General features: G+C 47.9%; 17 protein-coding genes. 9 read left to right on the plus strand and 8 right to left on the minus strand.

Features of this window, described 5'->3' with window-relative positions; all coding sequences use genetic code 11:
* The 4 genes from OXH00_13880 to OXH00_13895 are packed head-to-tail and all read left to right on the plus strand — an operon-like array spanning position 1 to position 2712.
* On the plus strand, positions 1-363 hold the full coding sequence (locus OXH00_13880; GenBank protein ID MCY3742100.1) for a dockerin type I domain-containing protein: 363 nt from the start codon (positions 1-3) through the stop codon (positions 361-363).
* A gap of 15 nt (positions 364-378) precedes the next feature.
* Positions 379-609 carry a thioredoxin domain-containing protein gene (locus OXH00_13885; protein ID MCY3742101.1) on the plus strand — a complete coding sequence of 77 codons (231 nt, stop codon included), beginning with the start codon at positions 379-381 and terminating at the stop codon, positions 607-609.
* 27 nt (positions 610-636) lie between these two features.
* Positions 637-2469: an Ig-like domain-containing protein gene (locus tag OXH00_13890; protein MCY3742102.1), complete on the plus strand. Its 1833-nt coding sequence runs from the start codon at positions 637-639 to the stop codon at positions 2467-2469.
* Positions 2470-2484: 15 nt separating this feature from the next.
* Positions 2485-2712 carry a thioredoxin domain-containing protein gene (locus OXH00_13895; GenBank protein MCY3742103.1) on the plus strand — a complete coding sequence of 76 codons (228 nt, stop codon included), beginning with the start codon at positions 2485-2487 and terminating at the stop codon, positions 2710-2712.
* Positions 2713-2744: 32 nt separating this feature from the next.
* Here the strand turns inward: OXH00_13895 and OXH00_13900 are convergent, their stop codons facing one another.
* The 3 genes from OXH00_13900 to OXH00_13910 all read right to left on the minus strand — a co-directional run bounded on the left by OXH00_13900 (position 2745) and on the right by OXH00_13910 (position 6195).
* Positions 2745-4658, minus strand: a complete 1914-nt coding sequence (locus tag OXH00_13900) for a BatA and WFA domain-containing protein (GenBank protein MCY3742104.1) — start codon at positions 4656-4658, stop codon at positions 2745-2747.
* A gap of 304 nt (positions 4659-4962) precedes the next feature.
* Complete coding sequence (locus tag OXH00_13905) at positions 4963-5355, minus strand: hypothetical protein (GenBank protein ID MCY3742105.1); 393 nt, start codon at positions 5353-5355, stop codon at positions 4963-4965.
* 63 nt (positions 5356-5418) lie between these two features.
* Complete coding sequence (locus OXH00_13910; GenBank protein ID MCY3742106.1) at positions 5419-6195, minus strand: LamG domain-containing protein; 777 nt, start codon at positions 6193-6195, stop codon at positions 5419-5421.
* Positions 6196-6414: 219 nt separating this feature from the next.
* On the opposite strand from OXH00_13910, the gene OXH00_13915 reads away from it, so the two are divergent.
* On the plus strand, positions 6415-7254 hold the full coding sequence (locus OXH00_13915) for an undecaprenyl-diphosphate phosphatase (protein MCY3742107.1): 840 nt from the start codon (positions 6415-6417) through the stop codon (positions 7252-7254).
* Here OXH00_13915 and OXH00_13920 read toward each other — a convergent pair.
* From OXH00_13920 to hisC, 5 genes are all read right to left on the minus strand, one after another.
* Positions 7203-7886, minus strand: coding sequence for a methyltransferase domain-containing protein (locus OXH00_13920; GenBank protein ID MCY3742108.1), 684 nt, complete (start codon positions 7884-7886; stop codon positions 7203-7205). The genes OXH00_13915 and OXH00_13920 overlap by 52 nt on opposite strands.
* Positions 7887-7890: 4 nt before the next feature.
* Entirely contained in the window at positions 7891-9054 is a 1164-nt protein-coding gene (locus tag OXH00_13925) for a glycosyltransferase family 4 protein (GenBank protein MCY3742109.1), read from the minus strand.
* 258 nt (positions 9055-9312) lie between these two features.
* Positions 9313-10830: a glycosyltransferase family 39 protein gene (locus tag OXH00_13930; GenBank protein MCY3742110.1), complete on the minus strand. Its 1518-nt coding sequence runs from the start codon at positions 10828-10830 to the stop codon at positions 9313-9315.
* 2 nt (positions 10831-10832) lie between these two features.
* Complete coding sequence (gene ispG / locus OXH00_13935) at positions 10833-11963, minus strand: flavodoxin-dependent (E)-4-hydroxy-3-methylbut-2-enyl-diphosphate synthase (GenBank protein MCY3742111.1); 1131 nt, start codon at positions 11961-11963, stop codon at positions 10833-10835.
* 171 nt (positions 11964-12134) lie between these two features.
* Positions 12135-13220, minus strand: a complete 1086-nt coding sequence (hisC, locus tag OXH00_13940) for a histidinol-phosphate transaminase (GenBank protein MCY3742112.1) — start codon at positions 13218-13220, stop codon at positions 12135-12137.
* 394 nt (positions 13221-13614) lie between these two features.
* Between hisC and OXH00_13945 the strand changes: the two genes are divergently transcribed.
* The 4 genes from OXH00_13945 (at position 13615) to OXH00_13960 (ending at position 19444) form a co-directional block, all read left to right on the plus strand.
* The gene (locus tag OXH00_13945; GenBank protein MCY3742113.1) at positions 13615-14754 is read left to right on the plus strand and encodes a hypothetical protein; all 1140 of its coding nucleotides are present in this window, start codon (positions 13615-13617) and stop codon (positions 14752-14754) included.
* Positions 14755-14883: 129 nt separating this feature from the next.
* Positions 14884-15555, plus strand: a complete 672-nt coding sequence (locus OXH00_13950; GenBank protein ID MCY3742114.1) for a hypothetical protein — start codon at positions 14884-14886, stop codon at positions 15553-15555.
* 277 nt (positions 15556-15832) lie between these two features.
* Entirely contained in the window at positions 15833-16315 is a 483-nt protein-coding gene (locus tag OXH00_13955; GenBank protein MCY3742115.1) for a hypothetical protein, read from the plus strand.
* 150 nt (positions 16316-16465) lie between these two features.
* On the plus strand, positions 16466-19444 hold the full coding sequence (locus tag OXH00_13960; protein MCY3742116.1) for a WD40 repeat domain-containing protein: 2979 nt from the start codon (positions 16466-16468) through the stop codon (positions 19442-19444).
* Positions 19445-19448: the final 4 nt, after the last annotated feature.

A 19448-nucleotide genomic window follows, 5' to 3' on the forward strand; every position in this document is an offset into this window, starting at 1 on the left:
ATGAAAAAAATTGCTGTTTTGCTACTAACAGTAAGTTTGACACTGATCGGTTTGACCAACGGTTATACAGAAGATGAGGATTTCGATGCTCGGAGTGCCTCTGATGTCAACGCCGATGGCTTCGTGAACATCCTTGATTTGACGTTCATTGCCTCACACTTGGGTAAGATGCCCACTGCGGATCAGGTTCCTAATCCGGACATCAATCGCGATGGCACGGTGAACATCCTTGATTTGGTACTTGCTGCAAGTTTCCTCGGCAAAACATCCGGTATCCCATTTGAAGTTACCGATGCGACTTTTGACGACATTATCCTGGGTTCCGAACTCCCTATCGTTGTAGAATTCAAATCTGAGTTCTGAATATACTGTATACTGATGAAGCCTGTGGTCCCAGCGGTAGCATTAGAATATCGAGATACCTTCACGTTCGCCAAGTTGGACGTGAATACCCAAGAAGAAAAAACAGTCGAATATCGAATTCGCGGAACACCTACCTATATCGTATTCAGAGATGGAGAGATTGTAGGTAGATTTATTGGCGCGATGCCGAGTGCTAAACTGGTGCAGCAAATTCTCAGCATCTTAGAGATTGAAGAAACTGAATAGGAATTTTAAGGATAAGGAAGGAAATCCATGAAAAAATTGATTTGTTCATTGCTAACACTGAGTTTAGCACTGTTCGTTTTAACAGCAAGTTACGCCGAAGAAGATACCGATATTGAGATTTTGAGGGCAGCTGATGTCAATGCTGATGGAATGATAGACATCCTCGATCTGGTGCTGGTCGCTTCGGACTTCGGCGAGACATCCACTGCAGATCAGCCTCTGAACTCAGATGTCAACGGTGATGATAATGTCAATATCCTTGATTTGGTCCTTGTCGCGAACCATCTTGGCAAAACTGTCAGACCTCCTGTGGCGTTCGTGAGTGTGGACCCCGCGATTGACTCCGAGATTACTGTGGACGACACCATCACCCTGACTTTTGACAATCCACCAGAGGCAGTTACTGTTAGTGAAGGTACGGCTACAGTCACTGATAATACCGTCACAATCGCGGGACCTTTCACACCCGGCACCCTGGCGTTGACGATCACTTGGGCAGATGGTTCTGAAACGCTCAACTATACCGTCCGTCAGCCAGCGGAGTTTGTCAGTGCTGATCCAGAAAGCGAAACAGAAATCACCACAAACGATACCATCACACTGATTTTTGATCATTCACCAAAGAACTTTACTGTCAGTGAAGGCATCTCTATTATCACTGGTAATACTGTCACAATCATAGGTCCCTTTACACCGGGTGTTCTTGAGTTGACGATTATTTGGGCAGATGGTTCCGAAACGCTCAACTATACCGTCCGTCAGCCAGCGGAGTTTGTCAGTGCTGATCCAGAAAGCGAAACAGAAATTACCACAAACGATACCATCACACTGATTTTTGATCATTCACCGAAGGACGTTACCGTCAGTGAAGGTGTCGCTACAACTGATGGAAATACTGTGACTATCACGGGACCTTTCACACCCGGTACCCTTGAGTTAACTATCACTTGGGCAGATGGTTCCAAAACTTTCAACTATACCATACGTCAGTCTTCGGACTTTGTGAGTGCAGACCCAGAAAGCGGGACAGAAATTACTACGAACGAAACCATCACACTGACCTTTGACAATCCACCAGAGGACGTTACTGTCAGTGATGGCGTTGCTACAATCACTGATAATACTGTCACAATCACGGGGCCTTTCACACCCGGTACACTGGCGTTGACGATCACTTGGGCAGATGGTTCCAAAACTCTTGACTATACCATACATCAGCCTGTGGCGTTCGTGAGTATAGATCCTACAATCGAGTCGCAGCTGACCGTGGACAGTACCATCACCCTGACTTTTGACAATCCACCAGAGGACGTTACCGTCAGTGAAGGCACCGCTACAACCGCCGATAATACTGTCACAATCAGGGGGCCTTTCACACCCGGTACACTGGTGTTGACGATCACATGGGCAGATGGAAGTTTAGAGTTTACTTACACAGTCGCCGAACCGGATACCGAGGTACCTTCAATCACTGGTGGAACTATCAACGATGGCGATACAGACGTTGATGCCGAAGCGATTAACAGTAGCGCATTGATTGAAGTCGAGTTCAGCGAAGCGGTAAGTGGTACCATCGCACTGCAAACCGAAAACGACGATGATGTCGGTTGGCTTGGTAAAGTCGAAGGTAATAAAGCGACTCTTGAACTCGTCAAAGGCAAAGAGCTTGACCCGGAAACTACATACGTTATTGCGGGGAAAGTTGAAGACGCTGCTGGCAACGAAACGGATATCAATATTACTTTTACGACCGCCAGTGCATACGATGGCATCCCCTTTGAAGTCACCGATGAAACATTTGACACTCTTGTACTTGAATCTACGCTTCCTGTTGTGGTTGAGTCCTATAAAGATGGATGACCGTTCTGTCAAAGAATGGCGCCAGTTGTCGCCGAAATTGCCTTAGAATACAAGGACACATTTGTCGTCGCGAAATTGAATTCAGGCAACAATCCGAAAACAATTCAAAAATACCGGTTTATAGGACATCCTACTTATCTTGTCTTCCAAGATGGAAAGAACGTTGGACGTTTCGGAGGCGTGATACCGAAAGCCGAGTTTATCCAGGAGGTATTTGATCTGATAGATGTTGAAGAAAATTAATCGTAGCGCAAGTCCTACCTGTTTCTTCAGTGCTATAGGGTATTTCGGTGGTAGAACCACCACTCCAGTAGGAGGAGCAGGAACGCCATAAGCGCGAACCAACGCCACACTTCCTGCGTCAGGGGCTGCAATCCGCCTTCCATCATGGGGACTGTTCCATTTGTATCCTGTTCTATAACAGGATGCGAAAGTGCCGACACGCTCGCGTCCAGCAGATTAATCGTAAACCGTTCAAGGTGCCTGTCATCAGCATAGAGGGTATAGACCCCAACCTGATCTGTATCGGTAAATATGGAATCGCGCACTGGAACCATCCGTTTATCAGGTTTCTGCACCTGAAGGGTAGTGTCCTCCGCGATAGAGGCAATGCGCACGTGTTCTCCTGTCCGGAAGGCATGTCGGGTCTGTCCCTCTTGAAATACCACGGGTTGGAGCGTGGTACTTCTCGCCTCTAACCATGCTAAACAGTGATAGAAAAATAACGGACCATCCGGGATAGTCAGAGCGAGGGTATGGCTTTCCGGTCTTGATACATCAAAGTTGAATGCATCAAACTCAAAAACAACAAAGTGACTGCCTGATTTCTCACCGATCCATATCAATGATCCCTTTTCTGTATCTACAAGCGAATGTCCTAAGAGCGGCAACGCCCGGTGGGTAGATTTAATCACCTGTAACTCTTGCAGTGACACATCTACCATGAGCGGATGGGTTTCATCTGTTTTGATAACGCGCACAGGTGCCGTAACCTCCTCAACACCACGAGCATCCTCTGGTACAAATGGTAGATTGCTGCCGGGATTGACAAAGATCAAGTGTGTTCCAGAGGCAACTTCAGTAGGACCACTAAAAGCTTCGCGTCCAGCAGGTGTGCCACCATCAAAGATTGCGATATGTGCGTTCCCGGTGCCGTGATAATCCGCAGGGATAACCTGAAGGACTTCTACGTGTTTTCCGTAGGTCGTTAATAATGCAGGCAACAAAGACTTTTGATTGTCACTAACAAGCAGGATCCGCAATGGCGAAACACCGGATAGGAGTGCAGAGGCACTATTATCAACTACAAAGTCGTCCTCTAACTGAAGGTGTGCACTCATAACCCGCCCCTCTAAACCGATCGGATCGCCCGAAAACAGGATAGATTTAGTTTTGTCCGGAGGGATAGACACTGTTTTCTCATCAAAGGGTTCGCCTTCTACCGCCAATTGAACGTCCAATTCTCTGGGAGCATCCGTAAAATTTCGGACACCGATCAGGACCTTGTACTTGTCCGCTACGACTTCAACGTTGAAATGAACAATCCCGACATTCTCCGCTGCACCGCCGACTCCGATTTTATGAACTGGCAGCGATATATCTGGCAAGTTTTGAAAATTATCACTAATAAAGAAGACTTCGTCTTGTGGTGACTCTGCATAGTGCATTGCAGCATCAAAGACGGGTCGGAGATTGCGTGGTGCCTCGCTTTGCGGGATATTTTCTATTGCGCGCTGGAGTTTGGCTGTATCCGTTGTGAAGGCTTCTTGGATAGCTGCGGCATTTGTCAGCATAAGCATCATTCCGCCCTCTGCTGAGACCTGTTCTATATGGTCCAGTGCCGCCTGTTTTGCCAAGGCGAGACGGGTTTGTCCGCCCTCTGTTGCCAACATACTCGCGGAGTTGTCAATGATGAGAATTGCCCGTCCCGGCATAAGACCGGGTCTACGCAATGCTGGACGCGCTACGCTGAAGGTGACAAGCAACAAAAACAGGACTTGCAGAAGAGGAAGCAGCAGGTTCCGGAGTCGTTGGAAAGGGATATTCGCTCTCCGGTCTTCATCAGTGGAGAGCCAAAGCATAATGCTCGGGACACGGTGGGTGTAGCGGCGCAATTTTAGGAAGTGAAGCACCACGACAATCGGGACGAATCCCAATAGATAAAACGCGGCAGGGTTCAGGAACTGCATTTTTATAGTTTTCAGTCGTCAGTTACAAGAGGTTATCGGTTAATCAAACCTACTTTTAACTGATAACTGATGGCTTTTCCAAAATTTGCTTTAAGAAGTGCTTTTGCCTTCCTCCTTTCTTGTTTTTTTCCAAAGTGCGTAGCCTGAAACGTAGTGGAAGGGTTTTTGCAATGTAATACAAGGAACGGATTTAGTCTAACCCCAGACTAAATCCAGTCTATTTCCAGACTAAATCCGGTGTTTCTTCAGGTCTACGTAAAGGAATGTGAAGTCTCCAGCCTCCCTTACCGAACCGCAAGGAATATTAAGAATCCTCTTTTTCTTTGAGGCTTTGCATAACCTCTTCGGCATCCAGTTTGCCGACTTCACCATAGTCTTGTAAGCGTTCACACGCCGCCCGAACTTTATCGTGTTCGTCAAGCTCCAAATAGAGGCTTGCGAGATTCTTATGCATCTCCCGAAATACGCCTGGCCAGTTCCGCTCACCTTCTTTATCAACGATACGGGTTGCATTCTCAAGCGCAGTGTTGACAATAGCGTCTAAATCGGCCTTCTCTTCATTTGAAATACGAAAATCTGGCTGTTTGCGCTTTTCGTTGTAGGCTTTCAGTTGTCCAATTGCCTTATCACATTCGTTGTATGTTTTTTCGATGCTCAACGCGCCTTCAAAAATTTTTGATAAAAATCCAAGTTTCATAGCGTCTCCGAATCAGTATAGGTGTGGGTGAGACGAATGTGTCTCACCCAAAAAATAATAGTGTTAGAAATCGGTTTTCAGTTCTCCCCATGTCACTGCCAACTTGTCATGTACCTCAACTGCAAGCACACCGGGTACGCTCATTTCCATTGATGCTTGAATTTCCTCTTCGGTCAACGCCGCGGCGTATATGACGACTTCATCAATAATAGCGTCCTCGACTTTGTGGAGGTTCGGGTTTTCGCCTGCACCAATGTAAATCGCTGCCTCTTTATGCTCAGGCAAATCAAAATTCTCTGGCTGCTCACCGATAAACTCGCCGTTGATATAGATTTTACCATCTTTACCATCGGCAACCATCACGTAATGGTACCACTCATCTAATTCAAATTGGAAGTTTCCGAGACTTTTGTCAGCATGATGACCGGCATCCCAGAACGGGTTGAAATTGGGGTTGACCATAATTCGGTATTCGCAACATCCAGCTGCTGCGGCTTCAATCGAGATAATCCCATCGTATGCGTTGTGTGCATTAAGGTAAAACCACGCTTCCATCGTGATGACTCCCTTTTCGCCGATCGGAACGATAAAATCATTCGCAGCCATCTGAACGACACCACCATTGAGACGTATCCCTTTCTTGAATGCCCCATCAACGAGCGAGCCTTTGCCAACGAGTTCAGCTTCGTTCAAGTTGCCGGAATCGTCAGTAACCTTGTTGCCATTCAGTTTGTCAAAAGAGTAATAGACAAGGATGTCCTCTTCCTCAACAGCATAAGAGAGCGTAACAGCAAATACACAGATTGCTGAGAGCCCTAATACGATCATACTTCTAAGCATCTCCATACCCTCCTTCAGTGTTTTAACTAAAGTAATTCTAACATAAGTGGGTAACAGTGTCAACGCATATTTGGTTTTTAGCTGCTGGTCATCAGTTGTCAGTGGTTGGCTTTTAGCGGAGTTCGTAGATATGTTTTGTAACCACCGAATCCTTCTGTTATGAGCAGAATAAGGGAATTTCGACTTGCGGGTTAGCGCGTAAAGTGCTACAATAACGGCATGACACTTCTTGAAGCGATTCTTCTCGGTATTTTACAAGGCTTAACCGAATTCCTACCCATTAGCAGCTCAGGACACCTCGTTTTGGCACAACAGTTCCTCGGATTGAAGGAACCACTCGTCTTTTTCGATGTGATGCTCCATGTCGGGACGTTAGCGGCTGTGCTTGTCGTCTATCGTGAAGCGATAGGCAAGTTAGCGATAGGCGGCGTTTCTACACTCGTGGACACTGAATTTTGGCGAAAGCCGAGTTCAAGGTTCAATACATCCCCTGAACTCAAGTTTATATGGCTGATACTGCTCGGCTCTATTCCGACCGGTGTCATCGCAGTGCTGTTCAAGAGTGAATTGGAGTCTTTTTTCGATGAAGTTCGACTTGTGAGCATCATGTTAATTCTCACGGGTGTTATTTTGCAATTGCCTCGACTTCGCAGACAGGGCGTAGATAGTTCTGATACTTCAACTCAGAAATTGAAGACGTGGCACGCACCGCTCATCGGGATCGCACAAGGATTCGCAATTACCCCCGGTATCTCTCGCTCCGGCACGACCATCTCGCTGGCTCTGTTTTTGGGAATTCCAGCCAAAGCGGCTGCGGAATACTCCTTTCTTCTCTCAATTCCGGCGATACTCGGTGCCGTCGTGCTGAAAATCCGAGATGTCGGAGACACTACTATACCCCTATACATTATGGGAGCGGGGATGCTCGCCTCGTTTATAGTCGGTTATATCGCGTTGCGGTTTCTATTGGTCGTGCTAAACCGAGGAAAATTTTCTCTGTTTTCCTACTACTGCGTGGCTTTAGGGTTGGTATCGCTTTTAATTGCCTTAATCCAATAAGTTGCGACACATCCAAGAATTTTTTGATTGTAGTGGCGCATCTCTGGTACGACACCGATACTGTCCAAGAGGGCACAAATTTTCTGATCGTTCTGGAGTGTGTTTCGTATCCATTTTTTTCCAGTCCATCTATAAATGAGACTGGCGAGATACATCTGCAACGGTTTTAGCCTGAAGCGTTTGAGGTAACGGAGTGGAAACCCTAAGCCGTGTCCGGAAATAGCGAGCGTGCCGCCCGGTTTCAGGACGCGTGTAAGTTCAGTCAAAGCAACACGATCATCAGGGACGTGTGGCATGACGAGGAGACAGGTTACGAGATCAAAAGTTTGGTCTGCGAACGGCAAAGTTGGAAGCGAGGCACGGAGCAAGGTCGGAACAACAGAAGATGGATCTATTGAATTTTGGATTTGAGAACGTCCAAACACCAAGAAGGTCTCGTCTACATCAACCCCAATGAGGAGTTCCGGTGCATCGGAGGAAAGTGCGACAAGGAGATTCCCCGGTCCGCATCCGACATCCAAGACTCTCTTACCGGTCGCATCAATATTCAGTGTATCCAGTAGTTTTCGTGTCGCGCCGTGTTTTAGTTCACGGTAAGCGTTCTGAATGTAATCGGAATGCCATTTTGTCATTTTTTTAGCTATTGGGTTTCTGCTCCGTTTTTTCCGTTGTCAAAACGGGTTTCCGATCAAGCCGATCACCATCGTATAGCAACCTATAAACATCTTCCAATTTCTGCATAGATTCGGTAGTGTCGAATTTCCGCTGGATCGTTGTGCGCGCGTTTTTGCCCAATTTCTCAGCAAAGTCAGGTTCGGTCAATACCTGTTGCAGTGCCGCTGCTAACGCAGGTGGATCCTTCGGAGGAACCCGAACGCCGTTTGCCTCGTTTTCAACAAGGTCTACGATGCCCCCGACATCCGATGCGATACACGGCATCCCGATTCCCATCGCTTCAATCAGGGCATTCGGTGAACTCTCGTGGAGTGACGGAAGGACAAAGACATCAGCCGTTAGCAGTACAGAAAAGACCTCCTCACAAAAACCGGAGAACGTCACCTGTGCTGAGAGTCCATATTCTTCCACAAGTGCGCGGAGTTCTGCCGCCAGTTCACCTTCACCGAGAAACATGCATCGCCATGCAATATTTTGTTCCTTCAGTAGGTTTAACGCCTCTATTAGATAACTATGCCCTTTTTCGGGTGCGAAGCGTCCGACACTGACGATTAGCTTTTCCTCGGTTTCAGGTGTTGGTTTCCGCCGCGCCCATACCTCGGTCGGCAATTCTAATAGATTAGGAATGCTATGAATCTTCTTGGCTGGATACCGCTGGCAGAGAAAGCGTTGAATCGGTTCGGAATTCGTCAGTAGGACATCGGCGGTGTTATAGATAACCTTTTCGGTGAGCCAGAGCCGGAATTTGCCATATCGGGCGTGATAATCGCCACGTTGTGAGGCGACAAACGGGACACGCCGCCAAAAGCCACACTTACGAGAAAGTCCACAGAGGAAATTGGAATACCAGAGCCAACTGTGTACGATGTCGGGTTTAAGTGCGCTGACAATACCAGCTATGGTGAACGCTTTTTCCAGTAGGTGCCGACGTTTGTCTCTCGCCGTGAGTGTGGTAACCTCTCGGACGCAAGGCAGAGCAGAGAGCTCCGCCACGCGTTCCCCCTCAGCACGGCTCAGCACTACAGATACTTCATACTGTTCTGGCGGTAACCGCGCTAATGTCTTGAGGAGCTGGGATTCGGCACCGTCTTTTGTCATGGAATCAATGATGTAAAGAATCCGCATTATTAATTTTTAGTTTTAAGAGTTATCAGTTGTCAGAGGGAATAGTTATCAGTTATTGGTTTTCAGTTTTCAGTTAAGAGTCACCTTGTGACAGTCCCGTTTGCTGTATCCGTCACAGAAACCCTCTTTAACTCTCACTGCGAGGCAAACTGATGACTGACAACTGATAACTCTTAAAACTGAAAGGTTTTTCATGCCTCGCAGTGAGAGAAAACCGAACTGAAAACTGACAACTACTGACCCCTGATGGCTCCTCTGCTACCAATATGTGTAAAGCAGGACTTCTCCAATGATGAGTTGCGCGACGAGTATCCCCGCAACCCAATAGGAATCTGCCATCGGACGCGCTGTGAGGTGCTTGGCAACCGGAATGACAAAAAACGGTACCATGAAAATCCAGATACGCTCCACTTCCATCGTAAACAGGGTCGAGAATGTGAAAAAGAGGAGTGTAATGAGGAACCCGATGACAAAAGTGTCCACGGTTTCGTGCCGGAAGATCCAAAGTGTCCGAGGTTCACCGATGTCCTGTTCGGATGCAAGGGCATCTTGCCGCCATTCTCTTATCACCGAGACAAGCTGCCGCAGATAGACAGCTGTTATTGGAAATCCGACACCGATAAGGAAGGCAAAAAGGTTGGCAAAACTCAGATGGAAATAGCGTCCGACGCTTTCGTACCCGGTGCCCATCCCTATCTCGTCTTTTTTGATCGCTGCCCAGAGTGCTTCAATCGGACGGAATCCAGTCAGGACGAAGAGGAAGAGGTAAAATCCGATGAATCCTGAACTCGCGAAGAGCAGTACCTTCAGATACTGCCCGAACCGTTTCCGTTCCAATAAGGCGATAACGCAGAAAAACACACCGACAACGACCGTAGAATACGTCATAAACATCCCAAGCGCGAGTGAGAGGCCTGTGAATAAACTATAGGGACGGAATTCATTCCATTTCTGATCGGGTAGGGTCTCTCGCTCTCGTGCGAGATAAAAGAGGTAAACGCTCAAGATCGGGAAAACGCTGAAGGGACCGTCCATTGACGTGCCAGTGAACATCACAAAATTGGGGGTGATGAGAAAAAGGAGGAGTGCGTAATGTGCGACCTTTTTGCCGTAAAGCATATCCGCGAGTCGGTAGATCGGTATCACCGTAAGTGCGGTAAAGAGGATAGTGATTAAAGATGCGGATATGAGATTGTAACCGAAGAGCCCACTGACATGCCATAAGAAAAGCACACCGCCCGGCGGATGGGTGCGCGTGTGTCCAGAGAGTTCATCCCACAATTCCGGTTTAGTATAATCTTTTAGGAACCTGCGGGGGCCAAGTTCGTCTACCCGGGGCACGTCCCCGTAATATTCTAATGAAGTCCGCGTATACGGTTCCAAAAGCGTTAAGACTCGCTTTTTCGCGTCTTCTGTCCCAATCTCTCGGTATCCGTCAATTTGGGCAACACTAATGTTAATTGCGATGAAACAGACGATCGCTATGCTGATTAAGCGTCGATCCGATATATCCGACAAGAGGTATCTGTGACAGAGATAGAGGAAACCAACACACACAACCAAAGCAGGCAATATCCACAAACTCAAGTCAAAACTCGGTTGGGCGTAAAGGGGTACAACATGCGTGTTATACCCGACTGCCCCCAAGTCAAGGCCAGTCTCGCGCATAATATATTTCAAAAGCAGATGGTAAACAGAGAAAAATAACGCGAGCAATCCAATTTGAACGGGAATCAATCGAACCGCTTTTTGGATGTGCTGCTGAAAATCCTTCATCTTTATCCTTCTGAAGTTTTATCAATCTGAGATGCCTGTAGTTGCTGTGCTGCCTCTAATAGTGCGTTCGCCAAAAACTCTGGATTGACCTCGTCTCTCCCGCGGAAGGTGCGGACGCGTTCACCACGGACTTTTAGGACTGCGAGTTCCTTACCGCCCAAGTGGATGCCGACTTCAGCGTTGCGCGTTTCACCCGGTCCGTTGACTTCACAACCCATCACCGCCACCGGAATGTTGATGCCGTGTTTTTCCAGCAGTTCCTCGGCAACAGCGACGATGTTCTCATAACCTGCATTCGGATCGCCACGCCCACAGAACGGACAGGAGACAACGTCGAGCATGTCATCCGCCATACCGAGTGCGCGTAGGAGTTCTTTCGCCGTCAAGACTTCCTCAACAGGGTCACCGGTAATTGAGATACGGATGGTATCACCGATACCTTCGAGCAGCAGTGTACCGATGCCGAGTGTTGATTTGACATGCGAACGCCGCGGTGTTCCGGCTTCCGTCACACCGAGATGTAACGGGTACGGCACTTTCGCTGAAAGTTGGCGATTCGCCGCAATCATCCGAATCGGATCACTCGATTTAACAGAGATAGCGATGTCTCTGAAGTCGTGTTCCTCACAGATACTGACGTGCCGCATCGCACTCTCCACCAACGCCTCGGCTGTCGGTGACGGATATTTATCTAACAAATCTTTTTCAAGCGATCCTTCGTTAACGCCGATACGGATTGGGATATTCGCTGCTTTCGCTGCAGACAAGACCTCCGCGATCCGTTCCTCGTTACCGATATTGCCCGGATTGATGCGCACTTTTGCCACGCCTGCGTCCACGGCAGCAAGCGCATAGCGGTAGTTAAAATGGATATCCGATACGATGGGAACGGGTGCACGTTTCACCAGTGTGCCCAGTGCCTTCGCGTCGGGTTCTTCAGGGACAGCGACACGGACAATCTGCGCGCCTGCCTCTGTACACCGTTCTATCTGTGCCAACGTGGCATCGACATCGTGGGTCAGTGTCGTTGTCATCGTCTGGATAGAGATAGGACTGCCGCCGCCGATCGGGATGTCTCCTACCATGATTTGCCGTGTAGGGCGTTTGTTGCTGATCTGTACAAGTTCTTTCATATCTTTTATAGTTATCAGTTGTCAGTCGTCAGTCGTCAGTTAAGAGGTTTGTAAAGTCCATGAAGTGTTCCTAAAGTCTGTAAAGTGAGCTAAAGTTGAAAGAACCTCTTGCTTGGCGTTTCATAACTTTAGAACACTTTGAAACTTTCGCACACTTTCTAACATTGATAACTAACAACTGACAACTTTTAATGCCTTGATAAATTTTTCGTTTTCTTGTTGTGTGCCAATCGTTACACGGACTGCATTTGGATAACCATAACCTGCTATGGAACGCACAATGACCCCTTGTTTCAGGAGTGCATTAGCGATGTCTGCTCCCGACTGTGCCACGTGCAACATGATGAAATTGCCTTCCGTTTCGACATAACGAAGCCCCATGTCGTTAAACGCTTTATAGAGGAACATTTTTCCGGCTGCGTTGCTTTTCTGGCTTTTCGTAACGTGATCCGCATCTTTCAGTGCAGCGCGCGCCGCTGCTTGTCCGATCAAATTGCAATTAAACGGCTGCCGTACCCGATTGAGCGTCTCAATTAACGGCGGGGGCGCGATGCCATAGCCGATACGCAGCCCTGCAAGCCCATAAATTTTAGAAAATGTTCGGGTGATGATGAAGTTGCGTCCCTCCAGAACATAGGGTAACGTCTGCGGGTAGTCCGAACGGGCAACATATTCATAATAGGCTTCGTCAAAAACGACAAGCACGTCTGAAGGCACCTGTTCCATAAACGCCGCGGTCTCGTCCGCCGTGACCATCGTCCCAGTTGGGTTATTCGGATTCGCGATGAAGACGACCTTTGTTTTATCGGTGATCGCTGCTGCCATAGCGGTGAGGTCGTGTGTATCATCTACCATCTGCACAACGACAGCCGTTGCACTGCATAACTTCGTCACAAGGCTATAGACGACGAATGCGCCCACCGCATAGATAACTTCATCATCCGGAGCGATGTATGCCTCAGCGATTAACTGTAGCACATCATTTGAGCCGTTCCCCAAAATCAGGTGTTCAGCGGAAACCCCGATATGTGCTGCGAGTTCCTTTTTAAGGTAGTAGGCGTTCCCGTCGGGATAGAGGTGGACCTGTGCGGCACGCTCCGCAATCGCTTGCACCGCCAACGGTGACGGACCGAGCGGGTTCTCATTCGATGCCAGTTTGATAATATCGGTGATGCCCAACTCGCGTTGGACCTCTTCAATCGGTTTACCACCCTGATACGGTTGAATCGTGTCAATACCGGGTTTCGGTTTTAGCATAATGTTTTTTGGGTCTCAATTTTTCTGTACTGCCTCAGGCAAGCGCGTCCACGGACGCACTTGAACACAATTTTATTATACCACACACCTTCTTTTTTGAAAAGGAATTTTCCGTACAGAAGCAGGGTCATTCAATTGTCCGTTTTTGGTGTTGTCCTTTTCGCATTCGCAGGTGATAATACTTAATTTATGTTATGTATTATGACAAAACGCTGAAATTTTCGCAGCCTGTCGCAGCATTTCGCACCGGATCCTGGAAAAAAAGACATAAAACCCAATAATTTCTTAAAATCGAATGGCCCTGTGGTATCACATAGTTACTATTGACATTCAAATAGGGCTTGTGTAAAATAAAGTGCCTGCGGCAATTGCAGAGGCACAAGGAGACGAAATAGTGGAAGATTACACACAATGGGAACTACCAAAAGCCGCGAAAGCGCGTTTAGGAAAGGGTGGAATTAATGATATACAGTTTTCACCGGATGGCACCCAACTATCTGTGGGTAACGATATGGGGATATGGCTTTATGACGCGAAAACAGGTAAAGAGATTGCACTATTCCCGGGGATATGTGAATCCCTTGCATTTTCACCCGATGGTCGTTTTCTGGCAAATGGCGGGTTTGGTAAACTTTGGGGAAGGGAACTTCACCTGTGGGAAATAACCACCCGCAGGAAAATCTCATCCACCAGTGAATCTCGTCCTGCTACAGCGTTGCGTTTCTCCGAGGATGGCAAAAAGCTTGTCAGTGTGGACAGCTGGGGTGCCACAATTAGCAGGTTAGATATCGAAACAGGCGAGCGGGATGTGACGAATCTTGATGGACAACCCGACTCTTTGGGACATATTATTGAAGTTTATGCATTTACGCATGATAGAGTGGCAGGCGGAAAGATAGACGGTAAGATCCGCTTGTGGGACACAACGACTGGTAAAAAACTAACCACTCTCAGTGGACATGCCGTAGAGAACCAGGATCCGCCGCCCGACAGACCTGTTTTGGCTTTGGCTTTTCCGCCCGATGGCACACGACTCGCGAGTGGAAGTCCGGATACAACGGTACGATTATGGGATACCGCAACCAACAACGACGAGCCGACCATCCTACGAAAACACACTGGTTGGATAAACGTGTTAGCCTTTTCTCCAGATGGAAAGATGCTCGCCAGTGGAAGTACTGATAAGACAGTGAATTTATGGGATACCGCCACTGGAGAACCGCTCACAGCGCTTACTGGACATCTAAGTAGTATTGCTGCACTAACATTTTCCCCTGATGGCAGCACGCTTGCAAGTGGTAGTACAGATGGCACAATCCTTTTTTGGGATACCGCAACTGGGGCCCCACTATTAACGCCTATCACTGGACATACACAATGGGTGAAAGCAGGGACTTTCCTTAAAGATAGTTCTACGTTTGCCAGCGTCGCATTTAACGGCGCACTTACCTTTTGGGATCTGAAGACATCAGAAAAAACCTCTCTCCAGATGGCAGGAGATCGGGATTTGTTACTGGGTTTAGCATTTTCGTAGGATGGCACAAAACTCGCCAGTACCGGCACAAAAGGTGATATATTCTTTGCAGCAGGTTTCGGTCACTCGATTTCTACACCGAGGTCAGATGAGGTCATTCGCATAACAGAGGTCAGAACCGGACGTGAGTTGACAGAGACGAATGGGAGTGGTAGAATTTTGGCGTTTTCACCTGATGGAAAAACGGTAGTCTTTGAAAATGGGGTTAGTATTCACTTATGGGATACAGAGACTGGTAAAACGCTTGATGTTTCCCATGTAGATCCGACCAATGAGACTGATGCAACATTGGAGAATGTAATTAATGCTTTAGAGTTCTCACCCGACGGGAAAAGGCTTGCCAGTGGAACTTTCAGCGGAGATGTACAGATATGGAATGCGGAAACCGGAGATGCGTTAACTTTCTTCCGAAAGATAGAGCCGCTGAAAGGAGATCACAATCGGGATCCTATCAGCACTTTGGCATTCTCTTTAGATGGCGCAATGCTTGCTGTTGGAAGCAACTTTATACGGATTCATTCATTAGATGGCGAGAAAAAGATCGGTTTTCAGAAAATGCGCGCGCAAGCCGAAGCGTTAATCTTCTCACCAGATACCAACGTTCTTGCTATTGGACATAGAAACGGTGAAATTGGGTTATGGGATATTACAACCGGGAATAAACTCGCCACACTTGACGGACACACGGGGCCGGTGGAGGCGTTGGTATTCTCACCCGATAGTAAAACGTTGATCAGTACCGGGCAAGATGGGACAATTCTTGTGTGGGATTGGGACGAAGCCCTTAAAGGCTTACCTTGATATGAAATGCGTCAATACAATTCCAACGCGGTCTGAGTTGTTATCTGAATTTTTAGCGTTACGCGAGTTTCAACCTGTAAATTCGAGTGCATAACAAATAATGCACCTTTTTCGCACCGATTACGCGTCACTAACTATAAGTGAAATTACAAACTGTTAGCGGATAATGTGATACCATTTCTAATTGGATACCTTTCAATGTGCTTGTAGCACCTTTCAGGCAAGTTGGACATGTGGTATGGACTTTCAGAAATGGTATTATTAAGGAGTTTCACCAATGCCCAAAAAACAGATTGCAGCGAGTTACGAAAACTTTCACGTCCTTGCGCACGATTTGGACGAAACAGGTGACCTCAAAGCGGCGTGTAAGGAAACGTTAGGCGTAGGGGTCCGGCTCGCAGATTGGAACGACATCCTCGCCTATTACCAAGAAGGTGGCTCGTTGGAGGATTTCATTGAGGCACTTAAGATACCGCTTGAGTATGTCAATCCCAACGATACGGATCCTATTCCGAACACCGCCTATCGCATTTCAATGAACGGTGAACTGCGCTGGCGTGGCCGCCACTATTTTGTTGCGCGGCACGATCACACCAAGCGGACAGGTTTTTTGTCCCACAACGACATTGATAATTTCCGCTTGACGCTGGGTTCATGGTTCGGTAAGGGAGGGTTCGCGCTCTGCTATGGAGACCTTGATAGTACAGTAGCACCGCCAGAGCCAGATACCACCGAACCTGTACAGACATCGGGCGGCTGAGGCTGAGGATGCTAACGCAATGGCGGTGCCATTGCTCGTTCTCCTGCCCGGTAAGCACGTTCAGAAGAAGTTACCAGTCACCAGTAACCAGTGGCCAGTTAGAGAGGGGTTCTGCGGATCCTCTGGAAACTGATATAAGGAAAATCTCACATGTTCGGACGAGAAAAACAGATAATCGCTGCGTGCACTCTCTATCTTATAGCCTGCCTACTACTGTTTGCTGGTGCACAAACCGACAAAATTGTTGACACTTATCCGCAGTGGGAATTGCCGAACGCAGCGAAAGCACGTCTGGGAAAAGGAGATATTAACGCTATCCAGTTTTCACCAGACGGTGCCCAACTCGCCGTCGGAACGGACATCGGTGTGTGGCTGTACGATACCAAAACAGGCGAAGAAATATCTCTATTTCTGGGGATATGTGGGTCGCTCGCCTTTTCGCCCGATGGTCGTTTCCTTATCAATAGTGGTGGCGATTACTTCTCGAATCTTGGTGGGAGTCGTTGGGAGAACCGAATCGAGTTATGGGAGATAGCCACCGGTCGGGAAGTCCTATTTCCCAATATGCCGCCTGCTGCTGCGGTGCTGCATTTTTCCGGAGATGGTAAGACACTCATCAGTTTGCGTAAATCAAGAGACACGATAAATCGGTTAGATATTGAGACAGGCAAGCAGACTGTCCACCAATTAGGAGAACGACCGGGTTACGGGCATCTTGAAGTCTACGCGCTCACAGAAGATAAAATCGCGATCGGCATGTATAACGGAGCCCTTGAGTTATGGGACACAAGGACGGGCAAAAAGTTATCCACGCTCAGAGAAAATGTAAAAAAACTTGAGGTACCAGATGAACTGGTCGGACTGATTGATGATGAGAATAGTGTTTTCGCCTTGGCGTTTTCGCCCGATGGTACGCGACTCGCCAGTGGAAACAGAGATACAACGGTACAACTATGGGACATTACCAACAAGACTGAACCAATCACGCTCCGAAGACATACAAATGAACCGACTGTGTTGGCATTTTCACCCGATGGAAAAGTGCTTGCCAGCGGTGGTGTTGACAAAAGGGTCCAATTGTGGGATACCACGACCGGTAAACCGATCGGTGCTTGTACGGGGCACGTGAGCGATATCAGGGCATTAGCGTTTTCACCCGACGGAAAAATGCTTGCCAGTGGGAGTTCGGATGGTACGATCCGATTCTGGAACACACAGACAGCGGAACCGCTATCCACCCATACCACTGGACACATAGCATCCTTGGAAGCAGCGACGTTCCTTAAAGACGGTGCCACGATTGCGAGTGTCGGGTATAACGGGATACTCACGCTCTGGAATCTGAAAACTTTCCAAAAGACGACGCTTCAGACGAACAGGACACTTGAGATAATAGGGTTTCGGGGTTGGTATCTGGATTTAGCACTTTCGCCGGATGGCACGAAACTCGTCAGCTTCGGCACAGAGAGTCCTTCGCCTGAACCGTGGTCGGATTCTGTGCTGCGTTTGACGGATGTCAGCACGGGTCGCGAATTGATGTCTGTTCCTGGTAGTGCTTCAGACCTGACGTTTTCGCCTGACGCGAAGACTGTAGCAGGTACACGTTCGGGTACAATTCGCCTGTGGAATACAGAGACAGGTGAAACACTTGATATATCTCTTTCGGATCCGAACGCTGCCCCTGAAGAGCAACACCGACCTATCATCAAGACCTTGGAATTCTCACCAGACAGTAGAAGACTTGCCGGTGGCACCATGGGTGGAGATGTTCAGATGTGGGATACGGAAACTGGGGAAGCACTCACGTCCTTCTTTGCAGAAGAACCCCCGACAGGCAATCGTTATCGGGATCCTATTATGGATGTGGCATTCTCATCAGACGGTTCGCTGCTTGCTGTCGGAAGTATGAAAAAGCTGCGCCTGTTGGGAAATCGGAGACAACTCGGCTTTAAGGAAATATCCTATGATGCCGATGTCTGGGGCAATACATTACTATTTTCACCAGATGATACCGTCCTTGTTATCGGACTTATACAAAGCGGCGGCATCGAACTATGGGACCTGACATTGGGGAAAAAACTCACGACGCTTGATGGACATACAAATGCGGTCGAGACGCTTGTATTTTCGCCGGATGGCAAAACGCTTGTGAGCGCGGGCGGAGATGGAACAGTGCTCTTGTGGGACTGGGATGAAGTCCTCACAACTGCGCGGAATCCTGAATCTGGTGAAGTACTTCAAAACAAAGAAGCGCGTTCTGAAACAGTGTTGAAATTTGTTGAACGCATCGCAGACAATGAGGCAAACGCACGTTACATCGCGACATTAGAACAGACTTATCTCGAGAACAGATGGAAAAACATTGTTGAAGCGTTCACAAACAACCCAAATACCATGATGTTAGGATATGTTGAACGTAGGTTATTCTCGCAAATCGCGCAAATCGGCAGAACTGCCAAGGACCAAGAAAGTTACATGGATAGGCTGCATAAACTGATGGATGCCGTCCCTGACAACCTGAGTGTCCGCCTAAACATCCACCTTGCACTGGCGGCGTTCTACCGCGACAACGATATGCCCGAGAAAGCAACAGCGCATATTCAAAAAACCGGCTTCATCACCGAAGAGGCATGGCTGATCCTGGGTCCATTTGATAACGCCGGGGGTATCGGTTACAATACGGTTTACATCCCCGAAGACGCAGCGCAGATTGACACAACCAAAACGTACGAAGGTATAAACGGACAGGTCGGTTGGCAAAAAAGCACCGACGATATACGCAACGCCCATATCAGTCTCGGAGAGGATGTCAATTGGGGTGTTGCTTATGCGTTCGCAACTGTTATTTCGCCTGATGAACGAAAAGTCCAATTCCGATTCGATAGCGACGACCAAGGGAAAATCTGGCTTAATGGCAAACAGGTATTCACGCATACGAAAGCATTCACAGCAGAAATTGATAAATACACCATCCCAGTTACGTTCAAATCGGGTCAAAACAGTATCCTCGTCAAAGTATGTGAAGAGGTCGGCGGATGGGGATTCTACTTACGGATTACTGATACGGATGGAAACCCATTTGATGATTTGAAAATCAATCAGATAGAAGAAATAGGACTTGCGCAATAATTTA

It is taken from the genome of Candidatus Poribacteria bacterium (assembly GCA_026706025.1).
Taxonomy (GTDB): Bacteria; Poribacteria; WGA-4E; order WGA-4E; family WGA-3G; genus WGA-3G.

Coding starts and splice junctions, on each gene's coding strand:
- OXH00_13880 (MCY3742100.1), top strand. CDS start 1: ATGAAAAAAATTGCTGTTTTGCTACTAACAGTAAGTTTGACACTGATC.
- OXH00_13885 (MCY3742101.1), top strand. CDS start 379: ATGAAGCCTGTGGTCCCAGCGGTAGCATTAGAATATCGAGATACCTTC.
- OXH00_13890 (MCY3742102.1), top strand. CDS start 637: ATGAAAAAATTGATTTGTTCATTGCTAACACTGAGTTTAGCACTGTTC.
- OXH00_13895 (MCY3742103.1), top strand. CDS start 2,485: ATGGCGCCAGTTGTCGCCGAAATTGCCTTAGAATACAAGGACACATTT.
- OXH00_13900 (MCY3742104.1), bottom strand. CDS start 4,658: ATGCAGTTCCTGAACCCTGCCGCGTTTTATCTATTGGGATTCGTCCCG.
- OXH00_13905 (MCY3742105.1), bottom strand. CDS start 5,355: ATGAAACTTGGATTTTTATCAAAAATTTTTGAAGGCGCGTTGAGCATC.
- OXH00_13910 (MCY3742106.1), bottom strand. CDS start 6,195: ATGCTTAGAAGTATGATCGTATTAGGGCTCTCAGCAATCTGTGTATTT.
- OXH00_13915 (MCY3742107.1), top strand. CDS start 6,415: ATGACACTTCTTGAAGCGATTCTTCTCGGTATTTTACAAGGCTTAACC.
- OXH00_13920 (MCY3742108.1), bottom strand. CDS start 7,886: ATGACAAAATGGCATTCCGATTACATTCAGAACGCTTACCGTGAACTA.
- OXH00_13925 (MCY3742109.1), bottom strand. CDS start 9,054: ATGCGGATTCTTTACATCATTGATTCCATGACAAAAGACGGTGCCGAA.
- OXH00_13930 (MCY3742110.1), bottom strand. CDS start 10,830: ATGAAGGATTTTCAGCAGCACATCCAAAAAGCGGTTCGATTGATTCCC.
- ispG (MCY3742111.1), bottom strand. CDS start 11,963: ATGAAAGAACTTGTACAGATCAGCAACAAACGCCCTACACGGCAAATC.
- hisC (MCY3742112.1), bottom strand. CDS start 13,220: ATGCTAAAACCGAAACCCGGTATTGACACGATTCAACCGTATCAGGGT.
- OXH00_13955 (MCY3742115.1), top strand. CDS start 15,833: ATGCCCAAAAAACAGATTGCAGCGAGTTACGAAAACTTTCACGTCCTT.
- OXH00_13960 (MCY3742116.1), top strand. CDS start 16,466: ATGTTCGGACGAGAAAAACAGATAATCGCTGCGTGCACTCTCTATCTT.